The 21,613-nt window shown below is 70.0% G+C and carries 19 protein-coding genes and 1 pseudogene; 10 read left to right on the plus strand and 10 right to left on the minus strand.

Features of this window, described 5'->3' with window-relative positions:
* Positions 1–30: 30 nt before the first annotated feature.
* The 6 genes from ABFX81_RS19790 to ABFX81_RS19815 all read left to right on the plus strand — a co-directional run bounded on the left by ABFX81_RS19790 (position 31) and on the right by ABFX81_RS19815 (position 8,648).
* Positions 31–1,569: an AMP-binding protein gene (locus ABFX81_RS19790; RefSeq protein ID WP_086847909.1), complete on the plus strand. Its 1,539-nt coding sequence runs from the start codon at positions 31–33 to the stop codon at positions 1,567–1,569.
* A gap of 30 nt (positions 1,570–1,599) precedes the next feature.
* A complete protein-coding gene (locus ABFX81_RS19795; protein WP_086847911.1) occupies positions 1,600–2,205 on the plus strand; it encodes a histidine phosphatase family protein in 606 nt (201 codons plus the stop codon).
* 28 nt (positions 2,206–2,233) lie between these two features.
* Entirely contained in the window at positions 2,234–3,424 is a 1,191-nt protein-coding gene (locus ABFX81_RS19800) for an acetyl-CoA C-acyltransferase (protein WP_346138413.1), read from the plus strand.
* A gap of 18 nt (positions 3,425–3,442) precedes the next feature.
* On the plus strand, positions 3,443–4,420 hold the full coding sequence (locus ABFX81_RS19805) for a 2Fe-2S iron-sulfur cluster-binding protein (RefSeq protein ID WP_086855431.1): 978 nt from the start codon (positions 3,443–3,445) through the stop codon (positions 4,418–4,420).
* Between the two features lie 83 nt (positions 4,421–4,503).
* Positions 4,504–7,731 (plus strand): fused isobutyryl-CoA mutase/GTPase IcmF, encoded by a 3,228-nt coding sequence (gene icmF / locus ABFX81_RS19810; RefSeq protein WP_346138414.1) that lies wholly within the window; start codon positions 4,504–4,506, stop codon positions 7,729–7,731.
* Positions 7,732–7,787: 56 nt separating this feature from the next.
* Positions 7,788–8,648 (plus strand): 3-hydroxybutyryl-CoA dehydrogenase, encoded by an 861-nt coding sequence (locus ABFX81_RS19815; RefSeq protein ID WP_086855425.1) that lies wholly within the window; start codon positions 7,788–7,790, stop codon positions 8,646–8,648.
* A 44-nt stretch (positions 8,649–8,692) separates the two neighbouring features.
* On the opposite strand, the gene ABFX81_RS19820 is transcribed toward ABFX81_RS19815, so the two are convergent.
* The 6 genes and pseudogenes from ABFX81_RS19820 to ABFX81_RS19845 form a co-directional block, all read right to left on the minus strand.
* The gene (locus ABFX81_RS19820; RefSeq protein WP_086855426.1) at positions 8,693–9,103 is read right to left on the minus strand and encodes a nuclear transport factor 2 family protein; all 411 of its coding nucleotides are present in this window, start codon (positions 9,101–9,103) and stop codon (positions 8,693–8,695) included.
* A gap of 1 nt (position 9,104) precedes the next feature.
* A complete protein-coding gene (locus ABFX81_RS19825; RefSeq protein WP_086855427.1) occupies positions 9,105–9,911 on the minus strand; it encodes an MBL fold metallo-hydrolase in 807 nt (268 codons plus the stop codon).
* 42 nt (positions 9,912–9,953) lie between these two features.
* Positions 9,954–10,445 (minus strand): annotated as a pseudogene (locus tag ABFX81_RS19830) (hypothetical protein); the annotation flags it as partial.
* Positions 10,446–10,574: 129 nt separating this feature from the next.
* Complete coding sequence (locus ABFX81_RS19835; protein WP_086855428.1) at positions 10,575–11,069, minus strand: MarR family transcriptional regulator; 495 nt, start codon at positions 11,067–11,069, stop codon at positions 10,575–10,577.
* 130 nt (positions 11,070–11,199) lie between these two features.
* On the minus strand, positions 11,200–11,673 hold the full coding sequence (locus ABFX81_RS19840) for a winged helix-turn-helix transcriptional regulator (protein WP_086855430.1): 474 nt from the start codon (positions 11,671–11,673) through the stop codon (positions 11,200–11,202).
* Positions 11,674–11,814: 141 nt separating this feature from the next.
* Positions 11,815–12,699 carry an alpha/beta fold hydrolase gene (locus ABFX81_RS19845; RefSeq protein ID WP_086855429.1) on the minus strand — a complete coding sequence of 295 codons (885 nt, stop codon included), beginning with the start codon at positions 12,697–12,699 and terminating at the stop codon, positions 11,815–11,817.
* A gap of 206 nt (positions 12,700–12,905) precedes the next feature.
* Between ABFX81_RS19845 and ABFX81_RS19850 the strand changes: the two genes are divergently transcribed.
* Entirely contained in the window at positions 12,906–13,604 is a 699-nt protein-coding gene (locus tag ABFX81_RS19850) for an alpha/beta fold hydrolase (RefSeq protein ID WP_346138415.1), read from the plus strand.
* 168 nt (positions 13,605–13,772) lie between these two features.
* Here the strand turns inward: ABFX81_RS19850 and ABFX81_RS19855 are convergent, their stop codons facing one another.
* Together ABFX81_RS19855 and ABFX81_RS19860 are read right to left on the minus strand one after the other, a co-directional pair.
* Positions 13,773–14,363, minus strand: coding sequence for a TetR family transcriptional regulator (locus ABFX81_RS19855; protein WP_086853980.1), 591 nt, complete (start codon positions 14,361–14,363; stop codon positions 13,773–13,775).
* Positions 14,364–14,467: 104 nt separating this feature from the next.
* The gene (locus tag ABFX81_RS19860) at positions 14,468–14,968 is read right to left on the minus strand and encodes a hotdog fold thioesterase (RefSeq protein WP_086853982.1); all 501 of its coding nucleotides are present in this window, start codon (positions 14,966–14,968) and stop codon (positions 14,468–14,470) included.
* Between the two features lie 105 nt (positions 14,969–15,073).
* On the opposite strand from ABFX81_RS19860, the gene ABFX81_RS19865 reads away from it, so the two are divergent.
* Complete coding sequence (locus tag ABFX81_RS19865; protein WP_086853984.1) at positions 15,074–15,541, plus strand: winged helix-turn-helix transcriptional regulator; 468 nt, start codon at positions 15,074–15,076, stop codon at positions 15,539–15,541.
* A 728-nt stretch (positions 15,542–16,269) separates the two neighbouring features.
* Positions 16,270–17,283 (plus strand): zinc-binding dehydrogenase, encoded by a 1,014-nt coding sequence (locus tag ABFX81_RS19870; RefSeq protein WP_086853986.1) that lies wholly within the window; start codon positions 16,270–16,272, stop codon positions 17,281–17,283.
* Between the two features lie 93 nt (positions 17,284–17,376).
* On the opposite strand, the gene ABFX81_RS19875 is transcribed toward ABFX81_RS19870, so the two are convergent.
* Positions 17,377–18,387: a 3-hydroxyisobutyryl-CoA hydrolase gene (locus ABFX81_RS19875; RefSeq protein WP_086853987.1), complete on the minus strand. Its 1,011-nt coding sequence runs from the start codon at positions 18,385–18,387 to the stop codon at positions 17,377–17,379.
* Positions 18,388–18,758: 371 nt separating this feature from the next.
* Between ABFX81_RS19875 and ABFX81_RS19880 the strand changes: the two genes are divergently transcribed.
* Positions 18,759–20,648 carry an AMP-binding protein gene (locus tag ABFX81_RS19880; RefSeq protein ID WP_086853989.1) on the plus strand — a complete coding sequence of 630 codons (1,890 nt, stop codon included), beginning with the start codon at positions 18,759–18,761 and terminating at the stop codon, positions 20,646–20,648.
* A gap of 62 nt (positions 20,649–20,710) precedes the next feature.
* Here ABFX81_RS19880 and ABFX81_RS19885 read toward each other — a convergent pair whose 3' ends face one another.
* The gene (locus ABFX81_RS19885) at positions 20,711–21,526 is read right to left on the minus strand and encodes an oxidoreductase (RefSeq protein WP_086853991.1); all 816 of its coding nucleotides are present in this window, start codon (positions 21,524–21,526) and stop codon (positions 20,711–20,713) included.
* Positions 21,527–21,613 lie beyond the last annotated feature (87 nt).

Consider the following 21,613-nt stretch of genomic DNA (forward strand, 5'->3'; position numbering starts at 1 on the left):
GGAGAGGACCCAGGAGCCGCCGGAGGAGCCATGTCGCTGCTGCCACTCGACCGTCGCGCCCAGGAGACACCCGAGGACCCCGCCCTGGTGGACGACCTGGGCGTGCTGTCCTGGTCCGGCCTCGCCGACCAGGTGGCGCGGGCGGCGGCGCGGCTGCTGGAGTTCGCGCCCGGCCTCGACGACCGGATCGCCGTCCTCGGGGACAACGCCATCCCGACGCTGGTGGCCCATCTGGCCGGCCTGCGCGCCGGCGTCGGGACCGTGGCCACGTCCCGGAACCTCACCTCGGGCGAACTCGTCGACCAGATCATCGACGCGGGCGTGACCGCGATCGTCACCGGTCCCGCCGGGGCGGGTGCCGCCCTGGACGCGGCCCGGGAACTGGGCCTGCCGCTGGTGACGCACGGAACGCCGGCCGCCGGGCACGCCTTCGACTGGGACCTGTGGCTGGCGGCCGCGCCGGCCGGAAGCGACGTCCCGTCGGACCGGCCCGCCCGCCCTCCGCTCGTCTACACCTCGGGCACCACCGGACGGGCGCGCGGCACCGAGGTGCGCTGGGTGAGCGGCCCGGTCGCCGACAGCGCCGCCTACCTCGCCGCGATGTCAGCCCGGCCCGGATTCCCGCCGGGACCGCACCTGGTGTGCGGCCCGCTCCAGCACAACGCGCCGCTGACCTCGCTGCGGCACCTGGCGGCCGGTCAGCCGGTGGTCGTCCTCGGCAGGTACGACGGGGAGACCTTCCTCAGCAGGGTGCAGAGGTGGCGGGTCTCCTCGACGGTGATGGTGCCCACCCACTTCCAGCGGTTGCTCGCCCTCCCGGAGGAGGTCCGCGCCCGGTACGACGTCTCCAGCCTGCGGCAGGTCTCCCACACCGGCTCCGCGTGTCCGCCGGACGTGAAACGGGCCATGATCGAGTGGTTCGGTCCGGTGCTGACCGAGTCGTACGGCGCCAGCGAGGCGGGGACGGTGGCCCGCATCAGCAGCGCCGAGTGGCTGGCCCACCCGGGCTCGGTCGGGCGCGTCCGGGCCCCGTTCGAGGTCCTGGTCACCGATGACGACGGCCGGCGGCTGCCGCCCGGCGAACGCGGACTGCTGGCCTTCCGGGCCCCCGACGACCAGGGGGTCCGCTACCACGCGGACCCGGACAAGACCAGGTCCGCCTATCTCTCCCCCGGCGTCTTCACGCTCGGCGACATCGGCTACGTCGACGAGGACGGCTACATCTTCATCACCGACCGGGCTGCGGACGTGGTGGTCTCCGGCGGCGTGAACCTGTACCCGGCCGAGAGCGAGGCGGTCCTGCGGCGGCACCCGGCGGTCGCCGAGGTCGCGGTCGTCGGCGTGCCCGACCCGGACTTCGGCGAGTCCCTGCGGGCGCTGGTCGTGGTGGCGGCGGACGAGCCGCCGGCCGATGAGCTGGACCGGTTCTGCCGCGAGCACCTCGCCGCCCACAAGTGCCCGAAGTCGTACGAATTCGTGCCGGAACTGCTGCGCAACGCGATGGGCAAGCTCGACAAACGCGCGATGCGCCGCCCGTACTGGCACTCCGAACGGACCATCGCCGGCTGAGCCGGGCCCACCCAGTAAGGACCACCACCCATGACCGAACTCCTCCTCATCCGGCACGGTCTTCCCCTGGCGGGCGTGTTCGACCCCAGGCTGTCACCGGAGGGCACCGCCCAGGCCGAGCGCCTCGCCGCCTGGCTCGTGCACGAGGACGTCGACGCCCTGTACTCCAGCCCGTACCGGCGTGCCCGCGAGACCGTGGCACCCCTGGAGCGCCTCACCGGCATGACCGCCACCGTCCTCGACGACCTGCGCGAGTGGGACACCGACGTGACTCAGCCCTACATGCCGCCGGAGCAGATCGGCGCGGACGATCCCCGGGCGGCGGCGCTCGCCGAGGGACGCTACGAGGACTTCGTACCCGAGCTGGACTGGGACGCCTTCCGCGCCCGTGCCGGGCGGGCCATGGACACCATCCTCGACGCCCATCCCGGCGGGCGGGTCGCGGTCGTGTGCCACGGCGGCATCACCAACACCTACCTGGCGACGGTGCTCGGCCTGCCCACGATGTTCTGGTTCCACCCCGACTACACGTCCGTCAGCCGGGTGCGGCGCATGCCCGGCGGCCGGATCGTCCTGCACTCGGTGAACGAGACGGCCCACATGGTCGCCGAACGCGCCGTCGACGCGGTCGCCTGACCCGCCCCACACCCCAGGAGGTCCCGGCATGCCCGGATCCGTCATCGTCGCCGGAGCAAGGACGCCCATCGGCAGGCTGGCGGGTGCCCTGAGCACCGTGTCCGCGGTCGACCTCGGCGCCCACGCCATCGGCGCGGCACTGGCCGCCGCCCGTCTGGACCCCGCGGCGGTGGAAGCCGTCGTCATGGGTCATGTCGTGCAGGCCGGGGCCGGCCCGAACCCGGCACGGCAGGCCGCGATCGGCGCCGGCATTCCGTTCTCCGTCCCCGCGAGCACCGTCAACAAGCTCTGTCTGTCCGGTCTGCACGCCATCGCCCTGGCCGACCTCATGATCGCCTCCGGCCGCCACGAGGTGGTCGTCGCCGGTGGCATGGAGTCCATGTCGGACGCCCCGCACCTGCTGCGCGGCGCTCGCAGCGGCTGGAAGTACGGCTCCGCCGCGGCGGAGGACGCCCTCGACCGCGACGCGCTGGTCTGCGCCTTCGACGGCGTCTCCATGGGCGCGGCCACCGAGCGCTACCAGCGGCCGTTCGCCCTGACCCGGGAGGAACAGGACGAGTACAGCGCGCTGTCCCATCAACGGGCCGCCCACGCCCAGGAGTCGGGCGCGCTGTCCGGCGAGATCGCCCCGGTCACCGTGGCGGGACGCCGGGGCGAGACGGTGGTGGACACCGACGAGGGCGTACGGCCGGGAAGCACCGTCGAGAGCCTGGGGCGCCTGAAACCGGCCTTCTCCGGCGCGGGCACCATCACCGCGGGCAACTCCTCACAGCTCTCGGACGGCGCCGCGGCCGTCGTCGTGATGAGCGCGGAGCGCGCCCGGCGCGAGGGCCTGACCCCGCTCGCCGAGATCGGCGCCTACGGCACGGTCGCCGGCCCCGACCCCTCGCTGCTCGTCCAGCCGGCCGGCGCGGTCCGCGACGCCCTGTCCCGGGACGGCCGGCTGAAGACCGCCGACCTGGACCTGTTCGAGATCAACGAGGCGTTCGCCGGAGTGGCCCTGGCTTCCGTACGGGAGCTGGACCTCTCTCTCGACAAGGTGAACGTCAACGGCGGAGCGATCGCGCTCGGGCACCCGGTCGGCATGACCGGAGCCCGTCTGGTGCTGACTCTCGCGGCCGAACTGCGGCGGCGCGGAGGCGGCAGCGGAGCGGCTGCCCTGTGCGGGGGCGGCGGCCAGGGCGACGCGCTGTTGCTGCATGTGCCGACCCAGGACTGAACCCGGAGCCGAACCATCATGAACGTCCAACTGACCTCGGTCGACACGACCCTTGCCGTGGCGGCCCGTACCCTCGCCGCCGACGGCGTCGTCTCCCTCACCCTGCGCCGCCCCGACGGCGGGGTGCTCCCCGCCTGGACACCGGGCGCCCACATCGACGTACTCCTGGCCGGCGCCGACGGCGAGAACGGAGATCTGATCCGTCAGTACTCCCTGTGCGGAGACCCGGCCGCACGCGACTCCTGGCAGATCGCCGTGCTGCGCGAGCCGCAGAGCCGCGGCGGCTCCGCGTACGTCCACGACCACCTGCGCGAAGGCGCCGCCGTGCGGGTCCGCGGGCCGCGGAACAACTTCCCGCTGCGGCCCGCCGCACGCCACCTGTTCATCGCCGGCGGCGTCGGTATCACGCCCATCCTCCCGATGGTGGAGGCCGCCGAGGCCGCGGGGGCCGACTGGCGTCTGCTGTACGGCGGGCGCACCCGTACCTCCATGGCGTTCCTGGACCGCCTGGCCCCGCACGGGGACCGGGTACTCGTCCGTCCGCAGGACGAGTACGGCCTGCTGGACCTGGCGGCCCACCTCGGCGTACCCGAGGAGGGCACGCTGGTGCACGCCTGCGGTCCCGAGCCCCTGTTGCAGGCGGTGCAGGAACACTGCGGCGACTGGCCTGCGGGCACGCTGGGCGTCGAACGGTTCGCCCCGGTACCGACGGCCGCGACCGGCCAGGCCGAGTCCTTCGAGGTGGAGCTCGCACGATCCGGTCTCACCCTCACCGTGCCCGCGGACCGCTCGGTCCTCGAAACCGTGGAGCAGGCCGGTGTCGCGGTCGACTTCTCCTGCCGGGAAGGCACGTGCGGTACCTGCGAGACCGACGTGCTCGACGGCAAGCCCGACCACCGCGACTCGCTGCTGACCGAGGACGAGCGGGCCGCCGGCGACACCATGCTCATCTGCGTCTCCCGCTCCTGCGGGACCCGCCTCGTCCTCGATCTGTGACGGCGATCACTCCCAGCAATTTACTAGGACGTCCTAGTATCTCTTCTGTCGGCAGTACCTCCGCCCGTCCGGGAAGGCCCCCCATGAGTGATCTGCACCGACCCGTGCACCCCGTCCGCCTGGTCACGGCCTCGGCTCTGTTCGACGGGCATGACGCGTCGATCAACATCATGCGGCGCATCTTCCAGTCCCAGGGCGCCGAGGTGATCCACCTCGGACACAACCGGTCGGTGCGGGAGGTCGTGGACGCCGCTCTGGAGGAGGACGCCCACGGTGTCGCCGTCTCGTCGTACCAGGGCGGGCACGTGGAGTACTTCGAGTACCTGGTCGAGTCGCTGCGCGAGCGGGGAGCCGACCACATCCGTGTGGTGGGCGGCGGAGGCGGCGTCATCGTGCCCGAGGAGATCGCCCGGCTGCGCGGCAGCGGGGTGACCATCTTCTCGCCCGAGGACGGGCAGCGGATGGGTCTGGCCGGCATGGTCAACTCGGTCGTGAAGGACTGCGACTTCGACCTCTGGGACGGCAAGCCGACCGACGCGTCCGCCGTGCTCGCCGGTGACCGGTTCGCGATCGCCCGCGCCATCACCGGCGCGGAACTGGGCAAGCTGCCCCCGGATCTCCTGGAGCGGCTGCGGGCCGCCGCCGCGGCACGGGTCATGCCGGTGCTCGGCATCACCGGCACGGGCGGCTCGGGCAAGTCCTCACTGACGGACGAACTGGTGCGCCGCTTCCGCCTCGACCAGCAGGACAAGCTGCGGATCGCCGTGATCGCGGTCGACCCGACCCGCCGCCGCGGCGGCGGGGCACTGCTCGGTGACCGGATCCGCATGAACTCCCTGGACGGCAGCCGGGTCTTCTTCCGCAGCCTGGCCACCCGTGGCAGCCGCGAGCTGCCCGAGCACCTGACCGACGTCATCGACGTGGTCAAGGCCGCGGGGTTCGACCTGGTGATCGTGGAGACGCCGGGCATCGGCCAGGGCGACGCGGCGATCGTGCCGTTCGTCGACACCTCGCTGTATGTGATGACACCGGAGTTCGGTGCCGCCTCGCAGCTGGAGAAGATCGACATGCTCGACTTCGCCGACGTCGTGGCGATCAACAAGTTCGAGCGGCGCGGCGCGCAGGACGCGCTGCGCGACGTGGGCCGCCAACTGGTCCGCAACCGTGAGGCGTTCGGCATGCGGCCCGAGGACATGCCGGTGTACGGCACGTCGGCGGCGACGTTCAACGACGACGGTGTCACCGCGCTCTACCAGCACCTGAAGACGGGCCTGGCCGAGAAGGGGCTGCCGCTGTCCGAGGGCGCGCTGGCGCCGGTCGGGGTACGCCACTCCTCCGGCATCCGGCAGGTGGTCCCCGCAGGCCGGGTGCGCTACCTCGCCGAGATCACCGACACGGTCCGCGCGTACCACGCCGAGACCGAGCGCCTGGCCGAGGCGACCAGGCGGGTGCAGTACCTGGAGGCGGTCAGGGAGGAACTCGCCGAGGCCGGCTCCGACGCGGCGAACGTGCAGGCGCTCCTCGACGACGCCCGCAGGCAGCTCCCGCACCAGATCACGGAGCAGATCGGGAACTGGCCCGCGGTCATCGCCTCCTACTCCGGGGACGAGCAGGTGGTGAAGGTCCGGGACAGGGAGATCCGCACCAAGCTGACCCGGGAGTCCCTGTCCGGCAACAAGGTCCCGCGCGTCGCCCTGCCCCGCCTCACCGACCACGGGGAGCTGGTGCGGTTCTGGCGCGGGGAGAACCTGCCCGGCTACTTCCCCTTCACGGCAGGGGTGTTCCCCTTCAAGCGCGACGGCGAGGACCCGGCGCGGATGTTCGCCGGTGAGGGCGATCCGTTCCGCACGAACCGGCGCTTCAAGCTGCTCTCCGAGGGCCAGCCGGCCACCCGCCTGTCCACCGCCTTCGACTCGGTCACGCTCTACGGCCGCGACCCGGACGAACGCCCCGACATCTACGGCAAGGTCGGCACCTCCGGGGTGTCGGTGGCCACGCTCGCGGACATGAAGGCCCTCTACGACGGCTTCGACCTGACCTCACCCACCACCTCGGTCTCCATGACCATCAACGGCCCCGCTCCGACGATCCTGGCGTTCTTCCTCAACACCGCCATCGACCAGCAGACGGAGAAGTTCCGAGCCACCGAGGGCCGTGACCCGTCCCCCGAGGAGACGGCCGAACTGCGGGCCCACGCGCTCGCGAACGTGCGCGGCACGGTGCAGGCCGACATCCTCAAGGAGGACCAGGGTCAGAACACCTGCCTGTTCTCCACCGAGTTCTCGCTGCGGATGATGGCCGACATCCAGGAGTGGTTCATCGCCCACAAGGTCCGCAACTTCTACTCCGTGTCCATATCCGGCTACCACATCGCCGAAGCCGGCGCGAACCCCATCAGCCAGCTCGCCTTCACCCTCGCCAACGGCTTCACCTACGTCGAGGCCTACCTCGCCCGGGGCATGCACATCGACGACTTCGCCCCGAACCTGTCGTTCTTCTTCTCCAACGGCATGGACCCCGAGTACTCCGTCCTCGGCCGGGTCGCCCGCCGGGTCTGGGCCGTCGCGATGAAGGAGAAGTACGGGGCCAACGAACGCAGTCAGAAGCTGAAGTACCACGTCCAGACCTCCGGACGCTCCCTGCACGCCCAGGAGATGGACTTCAACGACATCCGCACCACCCTCCAGGCCCTCACGGCCATCTACGACAACGCGAACTCGCTGCACACCAACGCCTACGACGAGGCCGTCACCACCCCGTCCGAGGAGTCGGTGCGGCGGGCGCTGGCGATCCAGCTCGTCATCAACCGCGAGTGGGGCCTGGCGATGAACGAGAACCCCCTCCAGGGGTCGTTCATCATCGACGAACTCACGGACCTGGTGGAGGAGGCCGTACTCCAGGAGTTCGAGCGGATCAGCGAGCGCGGTGGCGTGCTGGGCGCGATGGAGACCGGCTACCAGCGGGGCCGCATCCAGGACGAGTCGATGCTGTACGAGCAGCGCAAGCACGACGGCACCCTGCCCATCATCGGCGTCAACACCTTCCTCCGACCCGGGGGCGACAGCCGGCCTCAGGAGCTGGAACTCGCCCGGGCCACCGAGGAGGAGAAGCAGTCCCAGCTGGAGCGCGTGCGGGACTTCCACACCGGCCACCGCGACCAGGCCCACGACGCCCTGGCCGCGCTCAAGAACGCGGCGACGAACGGCGACAACGTCTTCGCCGTCCTCATGGACGCCACCCGGGTCTGCTCCCTCCAGCAGATCACCGAGGCCTTCTTCGAAGTGGGCGGCCAGTACCGCCGCAACGTCTGACCCAGCCCCGTAACCCCGGCAGCCACCCCGCAGCGACTCAGCAGATAGGACCTCAGATGGATCCCGTAACTCGTCTCGGCGTGGTCGGATGTGGCCTCATGGGCTCCGGCATCGCCGAAGTCGCGGCACGCAGCGGCATCGACGTCCGGGTCGCCGAGGCCACGCCGGACGCGCTGGAGGCAGGCCGCCGCCGGCTCACCGCCTCACTCGACCGAGGCCTGCGGCGCGGCAAGCTCAGCGAGGAGCAGCGGGACAAGGCCCTCGCCAGGCTTTCCTTCACCCACGACCTCAGCGACTTGGCCGACCGCCAGTTCGTCGTCGAGGCGGTCGCCGAGAACCGTGACATCAAGACGGATGTCCTGCGCACCCTGGACAAGGCGGTCGAAGACCCCGCGGCGGTCCTGGCCACCAACACCTCCTCGATCCCCATCGTCGATCTCGCCGTCGTCACCGAGCGGCCCGCGCAGGTCATCGGCATGCACTTCTTCAATCCCGTGCCGGTGCAGCAGCTGGTGGAGCTCATTCCCGCCCTCACCACCAGCGCGGACACCGTGCTGCGCACCCGCGGCTTCGCCGAGCAGCTGGGCAAACAGGCCATTCAGGCGCCCGACCGCTCCGGCTTCGTCGTCAACGCCCTCCTCGTGCCCTACCTGCTCAGCGCGGTACGGATGGTGGAGTCGGGCTCCGCACAGCCGGAGGACATCGACCGGGGCATGGAACTCGGATGCGCCCACCCCATGGGGCCGTTGCGGCTGCTCGACCTCATCGGCCTCGACACCGCCCAGGCCGTGGCCGAGTCGATGTACGAGGAGTTCAAGGAGCCGCTGTACGCACCGCCGGCCCTCCTGCGCCGCATGGTCGCCGCGGGTCACCTCGGCCGTAAGAGCGGCCGGGGCTTCCACGTCTACGACGCCTGAGCGCGCATGCCCACCTGGGGCGGAGCTCCAGGTGGCGTAACCGTCTAGGTACTCATCGCCTCGCGCACCAGCGCGGTGTCGACGAACTGCTCGAAGCGGACGACGAGCCCGCCGCGCACGACGAAGTGATGGGCGACGCGCACGGCGAGCGGCTTGCCGGTGGCCTTGTTGACGGCTGTGTAGCGGGCCAGGACGACGACGTTCTCGCCGTCGACGACGTAGGTGTCGTCGTGGGCGGCCCAGTCGTCCCACTCCTTGGCGAGTTCCTCGATGACGTGGGAGGTGACGCCGCTGGGAGTGCGGTACGTGCCCGCGAGCGGGAATCCGGCCATCTCGGTCCACTCCACGTCGGGGGCGAGGGTGGCGCGCAGAGCCTCCAGGTCACCGGCGGCGGAGGCCAGGTACTGACGGCGTACGACGTCGGCGGGGGCGGTGGAGGCGGCGAAGTCCGTCATGTCAGCCCCACTTCATCTCGCCCTTGGCGACCTTGGCGCCGATCCGGGCGGCGATCAGCATGCCGTGGTCCGGGTAGCGATTCACGAGCGCTTCGGTGAGCGCCGCGCCGTCGGCCGCCTTGTCCAGCTCCTCCTCGAAGGCGAGCAGGTAGTCACGAGTGGCGGTGATGGCGGAGGCGTCGGCCGCGGTGCCGGGCAGGCGGTGGCCGGGGACGACCAGCTCCGGGTCGAGGGAGGACATCTCGTCCAGCAGGTCGATCCAGGCCGCGCGGTCGCCCGGGGTGGCTGTGTCGGCGACCCAGACGTGCTCCTGCTGGAAGAGCAGGACACCGGCGAGGACCGCGCGGTGCTCGGCCTGCCACAGGTAGTGGCGGTCGGGCAGACCGGCCGGGCCGCCCTTGAGCTCGAAGCGGTGGCCCTCCAGGGTGAGGTCGCCGGTCAGCGGCTGGAGGCCGACCAGGCGGGTGGGCAGGTTCGGGCCGAGCGCGGCCCACGCCTTGAGCTTGCCCTCGTACGAGTGCTGGATGTGCTCGATGACGATCGGGGTGGCGACGAAGACGGCGTCCGGGAAGGCGTCGGCGAGGACCTCCGCGCCGAAGTAGAAGTCGGGGTCGCCGTGGCTGACGAAGACGGTGGTCAGCTTCTTGCCCGAGTCGAGGATCTCGGCGGCCAGCCGGTGGCCGTCGGCTCGGGTGAAGCCGGCGTCCACCAGCAGGGCTTCGTTCTCGCCGGTGACGAGCGTGGCGGTCTTGTTCTTGCTGCCGGCCGGGAAGTCGAGGTCGAGGACCTTGAAGTCGAGCGTGCTCATGTGAAGCCTCCTTGAGGGTGATGGATGGGCAGAAGACGGAGATCAGGCGGTAGCCAGGGCTGCGAGCCGCTGGTCGGCCTGGTCGGCGGCGCGGGGGAAGTCCTCCGCTGCCGCATACGACGCCTCGGGTTCCTGGAAGGCGGAGACCACGGCGTCGGCGTCGAGCCCGACCGCCTGGGCGACCGCACGGTAGGTGGCCGCCTCCGACAGACGGTGAGTGGCCGTCTCCGACAGGCTGAGGCCGTCGACGTAGAAGGCGTGCGGGACAGCCGCGGCGAGTTCCGGCGCGCGGTCGGGGGCGGCCCGGCGCAGGGCCGCGACACCGCGGGCGGCGGCCTCGCAGTCCGTCACGAAGGGGCCGTCGGCGTTCAGCCGCTCGTGCGCCTCCCCGGACTCGGTGCCGGTCAGCTCGGCGATCCGGGCGTTCGCGCCCTGGACGTAGCCGACCTCCCGGATCGGCACCCGGCGCGGCCCGGTGAACAGACCGCCGGAGATGCCGTCGAGCTTCATCGAATACCTCGGCAGGGATGTGTGCCCGCCGGTTGCGAGCAATTCACCTGATGAAACAGTAACTGACGCGTCAGGTATTTCCAGGGTCGCGTGAGGTGGGACACATGGGCGTCGACTGAGGGGACTGCACCCGCGTTGCCGTCGGGCCGCAGGTCAGGGCAGCCGGGGCAGCACGTCCCGAGCCGTATGACTGAGGATCCGCAGATTCTCGGCGAACCGATCACGGTCCGCGGCGGGGAGCGGCTCCACGAAGTACCGCTTGATGTTCTCCAGGTGCACCGAAGAAGCCCGTACGACCGTCTCCTCACCCAGCGGCGTCAACCGCACGAGCTTCCCGCGCCGGTCGCCGGGGGCTTCCGCGCGCGTCACGTAACCCGCCGTCTCCATGCGATCCACCAGCCGGGTGGCGCCGCCGGTGGTCAGCACCTGCTCCTGCGCGATGGCCCGCATCGAGAGCCCCGGCTCGCCCGCCCGGCCGAGGATCAGCAGCACCTCGAAGACCAGATGGCTAATGCCGCACTCCACCTCGAGAGCCCGGCCGAGGATGTACTCCAGCCGGTTGGCCGCCCCCTGCAACCGTCCGAACGCCAGGATGAGCTCGTGGTCGGCGGCCTCCTTCGCCGTCCTGATCTCCGCTTCCTCGCCCACGGCCTCGCCACCCCTCTCGTCGCCCCGGTACCACCGTACCGATCATGTCGGCACGACCAGTCGGATGCGGCGGCCTGCGGCACGGGACGAGCGGCCGGATCACGGAAGGCCGACGGGAGGAATCCTCAGCTCACCCCGACGACCTCATGCGGAAGGCCGGCCCGGGGACGCTCTCGATGTCCTTCGCCTGCACCGGGTGACCCCGTTCGCAGCGGATCTGGACGTCGACGCGCGCGCCACACTCGCGGTGCCGCGCCAGTACCGCCGGCCCCTCCGGGTCGGCGCGGTAACGGTCGCCCCACTGCAGCAGCCCCATCACGGCCGGCACCAGGTCCATACCCTTGGGAGTGATCACATACTTCGGCCGGCTCCGCGAACCGGGCTCCTTGTACGTCTCGGTCGCCAGGATCCCTTCCGCCACCAGCATCCGAAGCCGCGTCGCCAGAAGGTTACGAGGACAGCCCAGGACACGCTCGAAGTCACTGAACCGGGACGAGCCGTACCACACCTCACGCAGGATCAGGATGGTCCACTTCTCCCCCACGATCTCAAGGGTCCGCGCGATGGAGCAGTTGGACGTGTCCCGGTCGAGTCGGGGGTCCATGCCGGCGTCTTGGAGAACTTCGGTCCGCGCATCCATGGGAGCGATCCTAGCCGAGTTTGAGTTTAATTTTAGATACTCAGCCATCGCGCGATGACCGGCCACAAGGCCATCGCTCTTCACCCGCCGCGCCCCTGGCACCCACTACCGCTCAAGGAAGTCGAGGGCCTCCGTCACGAACTGCTCGTGGAACTGGAAGATGCCTCCGTGGCCGGCGTCGGGGTAGACGACCAGGTCGGCGTTCGGCAGTCGCCGGGCCAGTTCGAACGAGTTCTTCGTCGGCACCATCCTGTCACTCTCGCCGTTGGCGACCAGCACGGGCTGATGGATGACGGAGAGGTCCTGGGGCTCGGCGAGCCCCCAGCGGTGAATGGCCTTGAGCTGGGCGAAGTACGACGTGAGGGAGATCGCCTTGTCCCGGTCGTGCGTGCGCTCCTCGAGACGGGCCAGGAACTGCTTTCCTGCTCGGCGCCCGCCCTCGGTGCGGGTGAAGAAGAGGAACTGCTTCGGGTCCTGGAGGGTGAACAGGCCCCGGACGGTGTCGAGATGGGACAGTCGAGTCACGTTCTTGATGCCCTCGCCGCCGGCGGGGCCGGTGCCCGTGAGGATCAGCTTGCGGACGAGCTGCGGTTCGTCCTGCGCGATCACCTGGGCGATCATGCCGCCCATCGAGAAGCCGTGGATGTCGACGCGATCCAGCCCGAGTCCCCGGATGAAGGTGACAGCATCCCTCGCCATCTCCTCGACGGTCTTCGGCGTCGAGCCGCTGGACGCGCCGACGCCCCTGTTGTCGAAGGTGATGACGCGACGCCTGGCGGCGATGCCGTCGACGACCCGGGGGTCCCAGTTGTCGAGGACCGCGGCGAGGTGGGTGATGAAGACCACCGGGACGCCGGTCTTCGGGCCGAGGTCCCGGTAGGCGAAGGTCACTCCCCCGGCGGCGAGAGTGCGGGTGGGTGCCTTCTTGTACGACGTCACCACGTCGCCTCGTGCCCCTTGTGCGTCCTTCACGGCCGTGCCCTTCTGCATGAGGGTTCTGGACTGCGGGTGCAGTCAGTCAGTTCGGACGACGGCGGAAGGCCCGCAGGAATCGGAACCCGGTCAGGTTGAGTCCTTCAGCATCACGTCCACTATTGAATTATGGCCATAATTCAATGCTCTCCGCAAGGGATGCACCCCTCCCTCATGGGGCAGGCGCCGAAGTCGCCGCGCTGCCGACCGACCCTGCGCCCACCATGAGAAATGACGGACGGGCGAGCAGGACCTTCTCTTGCGACCCGCCCGGAAACCGCGGGGTGGGCGGGTCGGGCGGCTCCACGCCTGACACGATCGAAGCGATGGCCCACGACGCGGTGCGGTTCATCCGTGCCCTCGGCTTCGACCAGGTCGACCTGTTCGGCCTGTCGATGGGCGGCTTCATCGCACAGGTCATCGCGGAAGAAGAACCGCACCTTGTCCGCAAGGTCATCCTCGCGGGCACCGGCCCCGCCGGCGGCCACGGCATCGACAAGGTGCCGGCTCTCGCCATCCGGGCCACGATCAAGGGCACCCTGACCCGCCAGGGCCCGAAGCTCTCCCTCTTCTTCACCGGCACGGCGAGCGGCCGACGGGCAGGACACGCACTCCTGCAACGACTGGTGGAGCACAGGGACAACCGGGACAGGGACTTCTCGCTGCCGTCGTTCCGTACCCAGCTGAAGGCCGTCAAACGATGGGGCCGCCGGGCACCGTCAGACCTGTCGGCCATTCGCCGGCCTGTCCTCGTGGCAAACGGTGAGAACGACCGGATGGTACCCAGCCAGAACACGATCGACCTGGCCGCTCGCCTGCCCAAGAGCGAACTCGTCCCCCTCTACCCGGATGCCGGACACGGAGGGATCTTCCAGTACCACGAGGATTTCGTCGCAAGAGCGCTCGGGTTCCTCGAGTCCTGAGTCAGAACATCGTCTTGTCGTCGGCGAAGGTCTCCGGCAGGTCCTGCACGGCGTCCCCGTGCTCGACGATCTTCAGGTCACCCTCGGCGATGACCCGCTTCGGTGCCATGCGGACGAGACCGAGTCGAGGACGACGCCGATGACCCTGACGGCCTCGGATGCGGTGCGTCAGACGCCCTGCCCGGCATCCAGCAGGGCGAGGGCGTTGCTCACCCCCTGATCGAGGAGCGCGTTGGCGAGTTGGCTGTCGGTCAAGGCGCGGGCGAGTTGCAGCGTCCCGGCCATCAGACCGAGGAGGCTGAGCGCCTTCACACGTGCGGAGGCGGGGGCCTCGGGCGCCATGCGGTCGGCAATGCCGTCGATGAGGATCAGCACGCCGTCGGTGTACGCCTGCCTCGTTGTGTCGGCGCAGCGCCCGATCTCGTCGAGCAGAGCGGCGTTGGGGCAGCCGTCGCCGATGCTGTCGCGGTGCTGGGGTGACAGGTACCCGCGCACAATCTGCTCGAGTCCGGCCCGGCCGGGCGCGGCCCGCGCGACGACGCTCTCGGCCTGGGCCTTCAACTGGTCGGCGATTGCCGTGGTGACGAGGTCGTCCTTGGATTCGAAGTGAGCGTAGAAGGCCCCATTGGTCAGCCCCGCGTCCTTCATGAGCGTCGAGACCCCGGAGCCGTCGATACCGTCCTGCTTGAACCGACGGCCGGCCGTCTCGATGATGCGCCGCCTCGTCTCCGCCTTGTGCTCTTTTCCGTACCGCGCCACAGTGCACGCTCCTTCGCCGGCCGGAAGGACCGGTTGACCTTCACCGACTCCGCCAGCCTATGGTATTGCGAGCGTAATCCAAAGAGTCGACAGCGGCGACGGAGTCACGCCCGAGGGGCGGGCACCGGGAAGAGCATGCAGCTGCTGGTGGCATGCGCGAGGAGACGGTCCTTCGTGTCGACCAACTGGGCCTGGGCGAGCGCTGTTTGGCGGCCCTTGTTGACGACCGTGCCGATGGCGCGCACCGGGCCCGTGTCGACGGTGATCGGCCGGAGGAACTTCACGGTCAGATCGAGCGAGGTGTACGCCATGCCCTGCGGAAGGGTCGACTGGACGGCGCAGCCCGCCGCCGAGTCGAGCAGAGTGGCGAAGATGCCGCCATGGACGCTGCCGATCGGGTTGTAGTGCTCCTCGCCCGGTATCAACGAGAAGACCGCCCTGCCGGGCTCCACCTCGTCCAGGGAGAAGTCGACGGTGTGGCTGATCGGCGCCCTCGGCAGCCGCCCCGCCTGCACGTCGCGCAGGAAGTCGATGCCGGCCATGCGCCCGGCGGCCTCCGCCGAGATCGCGGGATCGTCCCAGTGATACGTACGCGTTCGCCCCACGGTCCAGCGTCCTTCCCTCGGACTGTCAGCTGACTTTTCCAGGTGAAGCTAGGCTTTTGCTCACCTGACTGTCAATGGTGAAGGCAGCTCCCTTACGATGGCGGGATGGAGTGGCTTGAGGCGAGCACGGAGAACTGCCCCGTCCAGCGCACGCTCGACGTGATCGGGGAGAAGTGGACGCTGCTGATCCTGCGTGACGCCGTCAACGGCGTGCGCCGCTTCGACGACTTCCACCGCCACATCGGCCTGTCGGAAGCCGTCCTCAGTGACCGCCTCCGCAAGCTGACCTCGGCCGGCATCCTGAAGACCGTCCCCTACCGGGAGCCCGGCAGCCGCTCCCGCAACGAATACCGCCTGACCCGCAAGGGCTGGGACCTCTGGCCCGTTCTGATGGCGCTGAGCCAGTGGGGCGAGGCATACGCCCTCGGCTCCGAGGGTCCTGTACTGGACGTCCGTCACACCGAGTGCGACGCCCCGGTCCGCGTCGTCGTCGAGTGCTCCGCCGAGCACTCGCCCCTCACTCCCCGTGAAGTCACCGCCCGGCTGGGAACAGGCGCCCGCGTCCGGTCGTGAGCCGTCGACCTCGCGATCGCCGTAGCTGCTCGCACGGTGATCAGGGGCGGGAAGACCGGCTGGTGGTTGGTCGCGATGTCGACGGGGAGGCCCGTCGGCTGGACTGCGACCTTGGCGCCGGCCGCCCGCAGCACGGCGAGCATGTCGTCGACGGCTGCGGCGACATCACTGTCGACCGGACCCGAGGGATCCTCGCCCGGAGGGCGACCCGAGAGTCGGCGAGCACGGCCGCTTGCGGAGGGCGACCCGAGAGTCGGCGGGCTTGACCGCGCGCGGCGGTGCGCACGCGTAGCTGAGCCCACCCTCATGGTCGGCCGTCCGGGCCGTCGCCTGCCGGACCGGGAGGAGGTCGTCGCAGCCGTCCACGACCTACTCACCGTCCCGATCCGGCAGACGCGCGGATCTCGCAACTGCCGTGCCCGTACCGCTCGGTCAGATCTCCGTCTTCTCCCGGACCCAGGCGCCGATCCGTGCGAGGGCGGCGTCGGCCTCCGGAACCCGGCCGGCGCCCTAGACGTACGCCGACATCCACGCCGAGGCCCCGCAAGGCTTCGACCCTCGCACCCAAGGGGTGACCCTGACCTCACCTGGGTTTACTTTTCCATACTCAGGCCGTAGCGTCGTGACCACCACATCAACCCGGCCGCACGCGAGAAACGGGCGCGCAGGGGGACCTGCGCGAAGAATCAGAGCGACCACCGGAACACCCACACAGAAAGGCGGCCGGCATGAAGGCATTCGTCGTCGAGAAGTACGGCAAGGACGGCGCCCGCGCCGCTGAGGTGCCCGAGCCCACGGTCGGAGACCGGGACGTCCTGGTCAGAGTGAGCGCCGCCAGTATCAACCCGCTGGACAAAATGGTCCGCAACGGGGAATTCAAGCAGTTGCTGAAGTACAAGCTTCCGTTCGTACTCGGGCACGATGTGGCCGGCGTGGTGACGCGGGTCGGCTCGGCCGTACGCGGCTTCGACGTCGGCGACGAGGTCTACGCCCGCCCGCGGGACTTGCGGATCGGAGGCTTCGCGGAGTTCATCGCGATCGACGTGGACGATGTCGCGCCCAAGCCGGCCTCCCTCACCCTCCAGGAGGCAGCCGCCGTGCCGCTGGTGGCCCTGGCCGCCTGGCAGGTCCTCGTCGACCGTGCCCAGGTGCAACCGGGTCACAAGGTACTCGTCCACGCCGGTGCCGGTGGCCTCGGCTCGACAGTCATCCAGCTCGCCAAGCACCTCGGCGCCACAGTGGCGACGACCACGAACACCGACACCGAGAAGCTGGCCAGGAGCCTCGGCGCCGACGTCGTCGTCGACTACACCAAGGAAGACTTCTCGAAGGTGCTGTCCGGCTACGACCTGGTGCTGGACTCCCTGGGCGGAGCGAACCTCAAGAAGTCACTGACCGTGCTGAAGCCCGGCGGCCTGGCCATCAGTGTCGTCGGCCCGCCGGACGCCGGCTTCGCCAAGCAGCTCGGCGCCCCGTCGTTCATGGGCTTGATCATGGCTACGCTCAGTCGCAAGGTCCGCAAGCAGGCCAAGGCGCTGGGCGTGCGCTACGAGTTCCTCTTCATGCGGGCCAACGGCTCCCAGTTGCGCGAGCTCGGCGCCCTGTACGACAGCGGGAAGCTCCGCCCGGTCATCGACAGCACCTTCCCGTTCGACCAGACGCTGGAGGCGATGGCGCATGTCGAGCAGGGCCGCACGAAGGCCGGCAAGGTCGTGGTCTCGATGGTGCCCGACAACGCCTGAGACCGCGTCGGCCACCGACCCTCCGTCCGGCACGGCCGGGTCGGGCGAGACGCACCGACGGCTCGCGGTTCTCGACGCTCACGGCGGACATGCTCAGGACGGCGATGTCCGTCCGCCGAGCGACGCACGTTGCCAGTCGGGATTGCGGTCCTTGTCGACCAGGGCCGCGCGGACGCCCTCCAGGAAGTCCGGAGTGCGGATGGTCGTGCGCGTGAGGGCGAGTTCGGCGCTGAGGCACTCGCGCAACGTGCGCTGCCTGCCCCGGGCCAGCAGGGCCTGAGTGATCTCCAGGCTGTGCGGCGAGGCGGACTCCAGGGCGGCCAGCGCCTCTCCCGCCCAGGGGGTGTCGACGTGGCGCAGGCGTTTCTCGATCTCGCCGAGGGTCGGCGCGCCGAACGCCCAGTCCACGTCCGCGCGTACCTCCGCCAGCCTGCTGTCCGCCACCGGGGAACGGCCGGCGAGGCGGTTCAGAACCACGTCCACCGGGTCGCCGGGGTTGTCGGCCAGGGCGTCCCCGACCGCGTCGAGCCCGTCCGCGGGGACGAAGTGTGTGGCCAGCCCCGTGTACAGGGCGTCGGCGGCGTCGAGCCGGTGCCCGGTCAGTCCGAGGTACATGCCGGTCGCGCCGGGCAACCGCGGCAGGAAGTAGCTGGCCCCGACGTCCGGGAAGAACCCGATGCCGGTCTCGGGCATCGCCAGCACCGCGCTCTCGGTGACGACCCGGAAACTGCCGTGGACGGACAGACCGAGACCGCCGCCCATGCACAGGCCGTCGATGAGCGACACGACCGGGACGGGGTATTCGGCGATCCGGGCGTTGAGCCGGTACTCGGAGGCGAAGAACCGCTCACTGGCCTCGGCGTCCCCGGCGAGGCTGTGCTCGCGGATCGTGCGAATGTCCCCACCGGCACAGAACGCCTTCGTGCTCGTACTGGCGAGCACCACAGCGGACAGCGGTGTCTCCTCCCACCCGGCGAGCACCCGGTCGATGGCGACCACCATGCCTGTCGTCAGGGCGTTGAGCGCCTTGGGCCGGTTCAAAAGGATGCGGCCGACGCCCCGGTGGACGTCGGCGAGAATCTCGACGGCAGCGGTATCAGTCATCGGTCGTCATCTCGTCTCCGCGCGGGCCTGCTGTCCTGGCCATCAGGTTCCTCACTCGCCGGGTGTCAGGCGTTGATCTGCGCGGAGAGGTCCTGGATCTCGTCCACGGTGGGTACGACGTGAGGGGTGGGCACCTCAAGATCCTCGCACAGGGCCTGTCGCGCCTACACGAGCCTATCGGCGGCCAAGGCATCCTCGCCCAGCTCGAAGCACCCAGCAGGGCGCCGGCGTCGGCGTCCTCCGGGCCTTCCTGTGACCGGCCCGCCGGTCTCAGCCATCCTGCTCGACCATGTCGGTCGGCATACGGTAGTTCTGTCGCCGTTCCGCACGCAGCCCCACCACCGTCCCTCGATGCCACAAAGGAGTGCGCGATGGGAACGTACGAGGACGTCTTCCGCGCCAGTACCGAGGACCCGGAGAGCTTCTGGCTGAAGGCGGCAGAAGCCATCGACTGGGACGTGACTCCCCAGCACGCCCTCGACTCCTCCGGCGCACCGTTCCACCGCTGGTTTCCCGACGGACGGCTCAACGTCTGTTTCAACGCGCTCGACCGGCACGTCGAAGCCGGCCGGGGCGAACAGCCCGCGCTCGTCCATGACTCCCCCGTCACCGACACCCGCCGCACCTATACCTACGCGCAGCTGAGGAACGAGGTGGCGGCCTTCGCCGGAGCGCTCGCGCAGCTCGGCGTGGGACACGGCGACCGGGTGGTCATCTACATGCCGATGGTCCCCGAGGCCGCCGTCGCGATGCTGGCCTGCGCACGGATCGGCGCGGTCCACTCGGTCGTCTTCGGCGGGTTCGCCCCGCGCGAACTCGCCCTCCGCATCGACGACGCCGCTCCCAAGGTGATCGTCTCCGCCTCCTGCGGCATCGAGGGCAAACGGGTCATCGCCTACAAGCCCCTGCTCGACCGGGCCATCGAACTCGCCGTCCACAAGCCGGACAAGAGCGTGATCCTGCAACGTCCGCAGGAGCCGGCCGCCCTGGGACCGGACGATCTCGACTGGGCCGAGCTGGTCGCCGCCGCGCCGTCTGCCGACTGCGTTCCCGTCGCCGCCACCGATCCCCTGTACATCCTCTACACGTCCGGAACGACCGGAAAGCCCAAGGGAGTCGTGCGTGACTGCGGCGGCTACGCGGTCGCCCTGCACTGGTCGATGGGTGCCGTGTACGACGTGGGCCCTGGCGAGACGATGTTCACCGGCTCCGACGTCGGCTGGGTCGTCGGGCACTCCTACATCGTCTACGCGCCCCTGCTGGCCGGCGCGACGACGGTCCTGTACGAGGGCAAGCCGGTCGGTACCCCGGACGCGGGCCAGTTCTGGCGCGTCGCCGCCGAGTACCGGGTCAAGACGATGTTCACGGCACCCACCGCCTTCCGGGCGATCAGGAAGGAGGACCCGAAGGGCGCGCTCACCGCAGGCTACGACCTCTCCCACCTGCGCTACCTCTTCCTCGCCGGCGAGCGCCTCGACCCCGAGACCTACCACTGGGCGAGCGCCCTGTTGGGCATCCCGGTGATCGACCACTGGTGGCAGACCGAGACCGGCTGGCCCATCGTCGCCAACCCGGTCGGCATCGAAGCCGCTCCCGTCAAGCCCGGCTCCCCGACCCGCCCGCTGCCGGGCTGGGACGTCCGCGTCCTCGACCCTTCGGGCGAGCCTGCGCCCGCGGGCGTCGACGGCGCGATCGTGGTGAAGCTCCCCCTGCCGCCCGGCGCCCTCCCCACGCTCTGGAACGACGACGACCGCTACGTCGCCTCCTACCTCTCCGCCTACGACGGCTACTACGTCACCGGCGACAGCGGCCACATCGACGACGACGGCTACGTATTCGTCATGGGCCGCACCGACGACGTCATCAACGTCGCCGGGCACCGGCTGTCCACCGGCAGCATGGAAGAAGCCCTGGCCGCCCACCCCGACGTCGCCGAATGCGCCGTCATCGGCGTGGCCGACGAACTCAAGGGCCAGATCCCGTGCGGCTTCGTCGTCCTGAAAGCGGGCAGCAACCGCGAACCGGGCGAGGTCGAGGCGGAACTCGTCCAGCTCGTGCGCGAGCGCATCGGCGCCATCGCCTCCCTCAAGGACGTCACGGTCGTGGCCGCCCTGCCCAAGACCCGCTCGGGCAAGATCCTGCGCAAGACCATGCGCGGCATCGCCGACGGCCGCGACGAACCCATTCCGTCCACTGTGGACGACCCAGACGTCATCGAGGTCCTGCGCCCTGTCCTCCGCCGCGCCGGTCACACCCCGTGAACGGCTGACAGCGCCCTGGCCGACGGTGGGCGAGCGCGTCCACCGGCCGGCAGCGGGCCAGGTCAGCCGGCCATGCGGTTGTTCTTGCGGATCTGCTTGTCGAACACTCCGGCGGGGACGAGGCGGCGTGCAGTGGTGACGCGTGAGGCCAGCGGGCCGGCGGTGTAGCGCAGCTTCGGCTTCCTGTCGGTGGCCGCGGTGACGATCACTTCGGCGACGACGGCGGGGTCGTCGCCTGCCTTCATCGCTTCCGCCATCACCTCGTCGAAGACGCGCCGCCGCTCCGCGTACAGGGACAGCGGGGTGTCGGGCTGCGCGGCATTGGTGTCGAAGCTGGTCCTGGTATAGGCGGGCTGGACGAGCAGGACCCGGACACCGTGCTCGCGGACCTCGTGGTCCAGCGACTCCGAGTAGCCCTCGACGGCGTGCTTCGACGCGACGTAGAGGGCCATGAAGGGCTGGGGAGCGACCCCGAGGACGGACGAGACGTTGATGACGCGTCCGCCGCCCTGGGCGCGCATGTGCGGCAGGACGGCCTTCGTCATACGGATCACACCCAGGACGTTGATGTTCAGGATGTTCTGGGCCTGGGCGATGGAGTTCTCCTCGACGGCGCCCGCCACGCCGACGCCCGCGTTGTTGACCAGGACGTCGATGCGTCCGAACCGGGCGATCACGTCTGCGACCGCGGCGGTAGCCGAGTCGTCGTCGGCCACATCGAGATCGAGGTACGTCACACCGGCGGGCGGGGTGAGTCCGGAGGTCTTGCGACCGGTTCCGATCACGTCGAAACCCGCCGCGACGAGGGCGCGGGCCGCTTCCTTGCCGATCCCCGATGAGGCACCTGTCACGAGCGCCACCGGCCGAGTTGTCGCCATTACGGACTCCCTTGTCATGAGCTTTGAATTATGATCGTATAGCTTACGTTCGTACGACCATATGCCCGCAGCCCGTCGATGGCAAGT

This window comes from Streptomyces coeruleofuscus (assembly GCF_039532725.1).
In the GTDB taxonomy this organism is placed as follows: Bacteria; Actinomycetota; Actinomycetes; order Streptomycetales; family Streptomycetaceae; genus Streptomyces; species Streptomyces coeruleofuscus.

Coding starts and splice junctions, on each gene's coding strand:
- ABFX81_RS19790 (WP_086847909.1), top strand. CDS start 31: ATGTCGCTGCTGCCACTCGACCGTCGCGCCCAGGAGACACCCGAGGAC.
- ABFX81_RS19795 (WP_086847911.1), top strand. CDS start 1,600: ATGACCGAACTCCTCCTCATCCGGCACGGTCTTCCCCTGGCGGGCGTG.
- ABFX81_RS19800 (WP_346138413.1), top strand. CDS start 2,234: ATGCCCGGATCCGTCATCGTCGCCGGAGCAAGGACGCCCATCGGCAGG.
- ABFX81_RS19805 (WP_086855431.1), top strand. CDS start 3,443: ATGAACGTCCAACTGACCTCGGTCGACACGACCCTTGCCGTGGCGGCC.
- icmF (WP_346138414.1), top strand. CDS start 4,504: ATGAGTGATCTGCACCGACCCGTGCACCCCGTCCGCCTGGTCACGGCC.
- ABFX81_RS19815 (WP_086855425.1), top strand. CDS start 7,788: ATGGATCCCGTAACTCGTCTCGGCGTGGTCGGATGTGGCCTCATGGGC.
- ABFX81_RS19820 (WP_086855426.1), bottom strand. CDS start 9,103: ATGACGGACTTCGCCGCCTCCACCGCCCCCGCCGACGTCGTACGCCGT.
- ABFX81_RS19825 (WP_086855427.1), bottom strand. CDS start 9,911: ATGAGCACGCTCGACTTCAAGGTCCTCGACCTCGACTTCCCGGCCGGC.
- ABFX81_RS19840 (WP_086855430.1), bottom strand. CDS start 11,673: ATGGACCCCCGACTCGACCGGGACACGTCCAACTGCTCCATCGCGCGG.
- ABFX81_RS19845 (WP_086855429.1), bottom strand. CDS start 12,699: ATGCAGAAGGGCACGGCCGTGAAGGACGCACAAGGGGCACGAGGCGAC.
- ABFX81_RS19850 (WP_346138415.1), top strand. CDS start 12,906: ATGAGAAATGACGGACGGGCGAGCAGGACCTTCTCTTGCGACCCGCCC.
- ABFX81_RS19865 (WP_086853984.1), top strand. CDS start 15,074: ATGGAGTGGCTTGAGGCGAGCACGGAGAACTGCCCCGTCCAGCGCACG.
- ABFX81_RS19870 (WP_086853986.1), top strand. CDS start 16,270: ATGAAGGCATTCGTCGTCGAGAAGTACGGCAAGGACGGCGCCCGCGCC.
- ABFX81_RS19875 (WP_086853987.1), bottom strand. CDS start 18,387: ATGACTGATACCGCTGCCGTCGAGATTCTCGCCGACGTCCACCGGGGC.
- ABFX81_RS19880 (WP_086853989.1), top strand. CDS start 18,759: ATGGGAACGTACGAGGACGTCTTCCGCGCCAGTACCGAGGACCCGGAG.
- ABFX81_RS19885 (WP_086853991.1), bottom strand. CDS start 21,526: ATGGCGACAACTCGGCCGGTGGCGCTCGTGACAGGTGCCTCATCGGGG.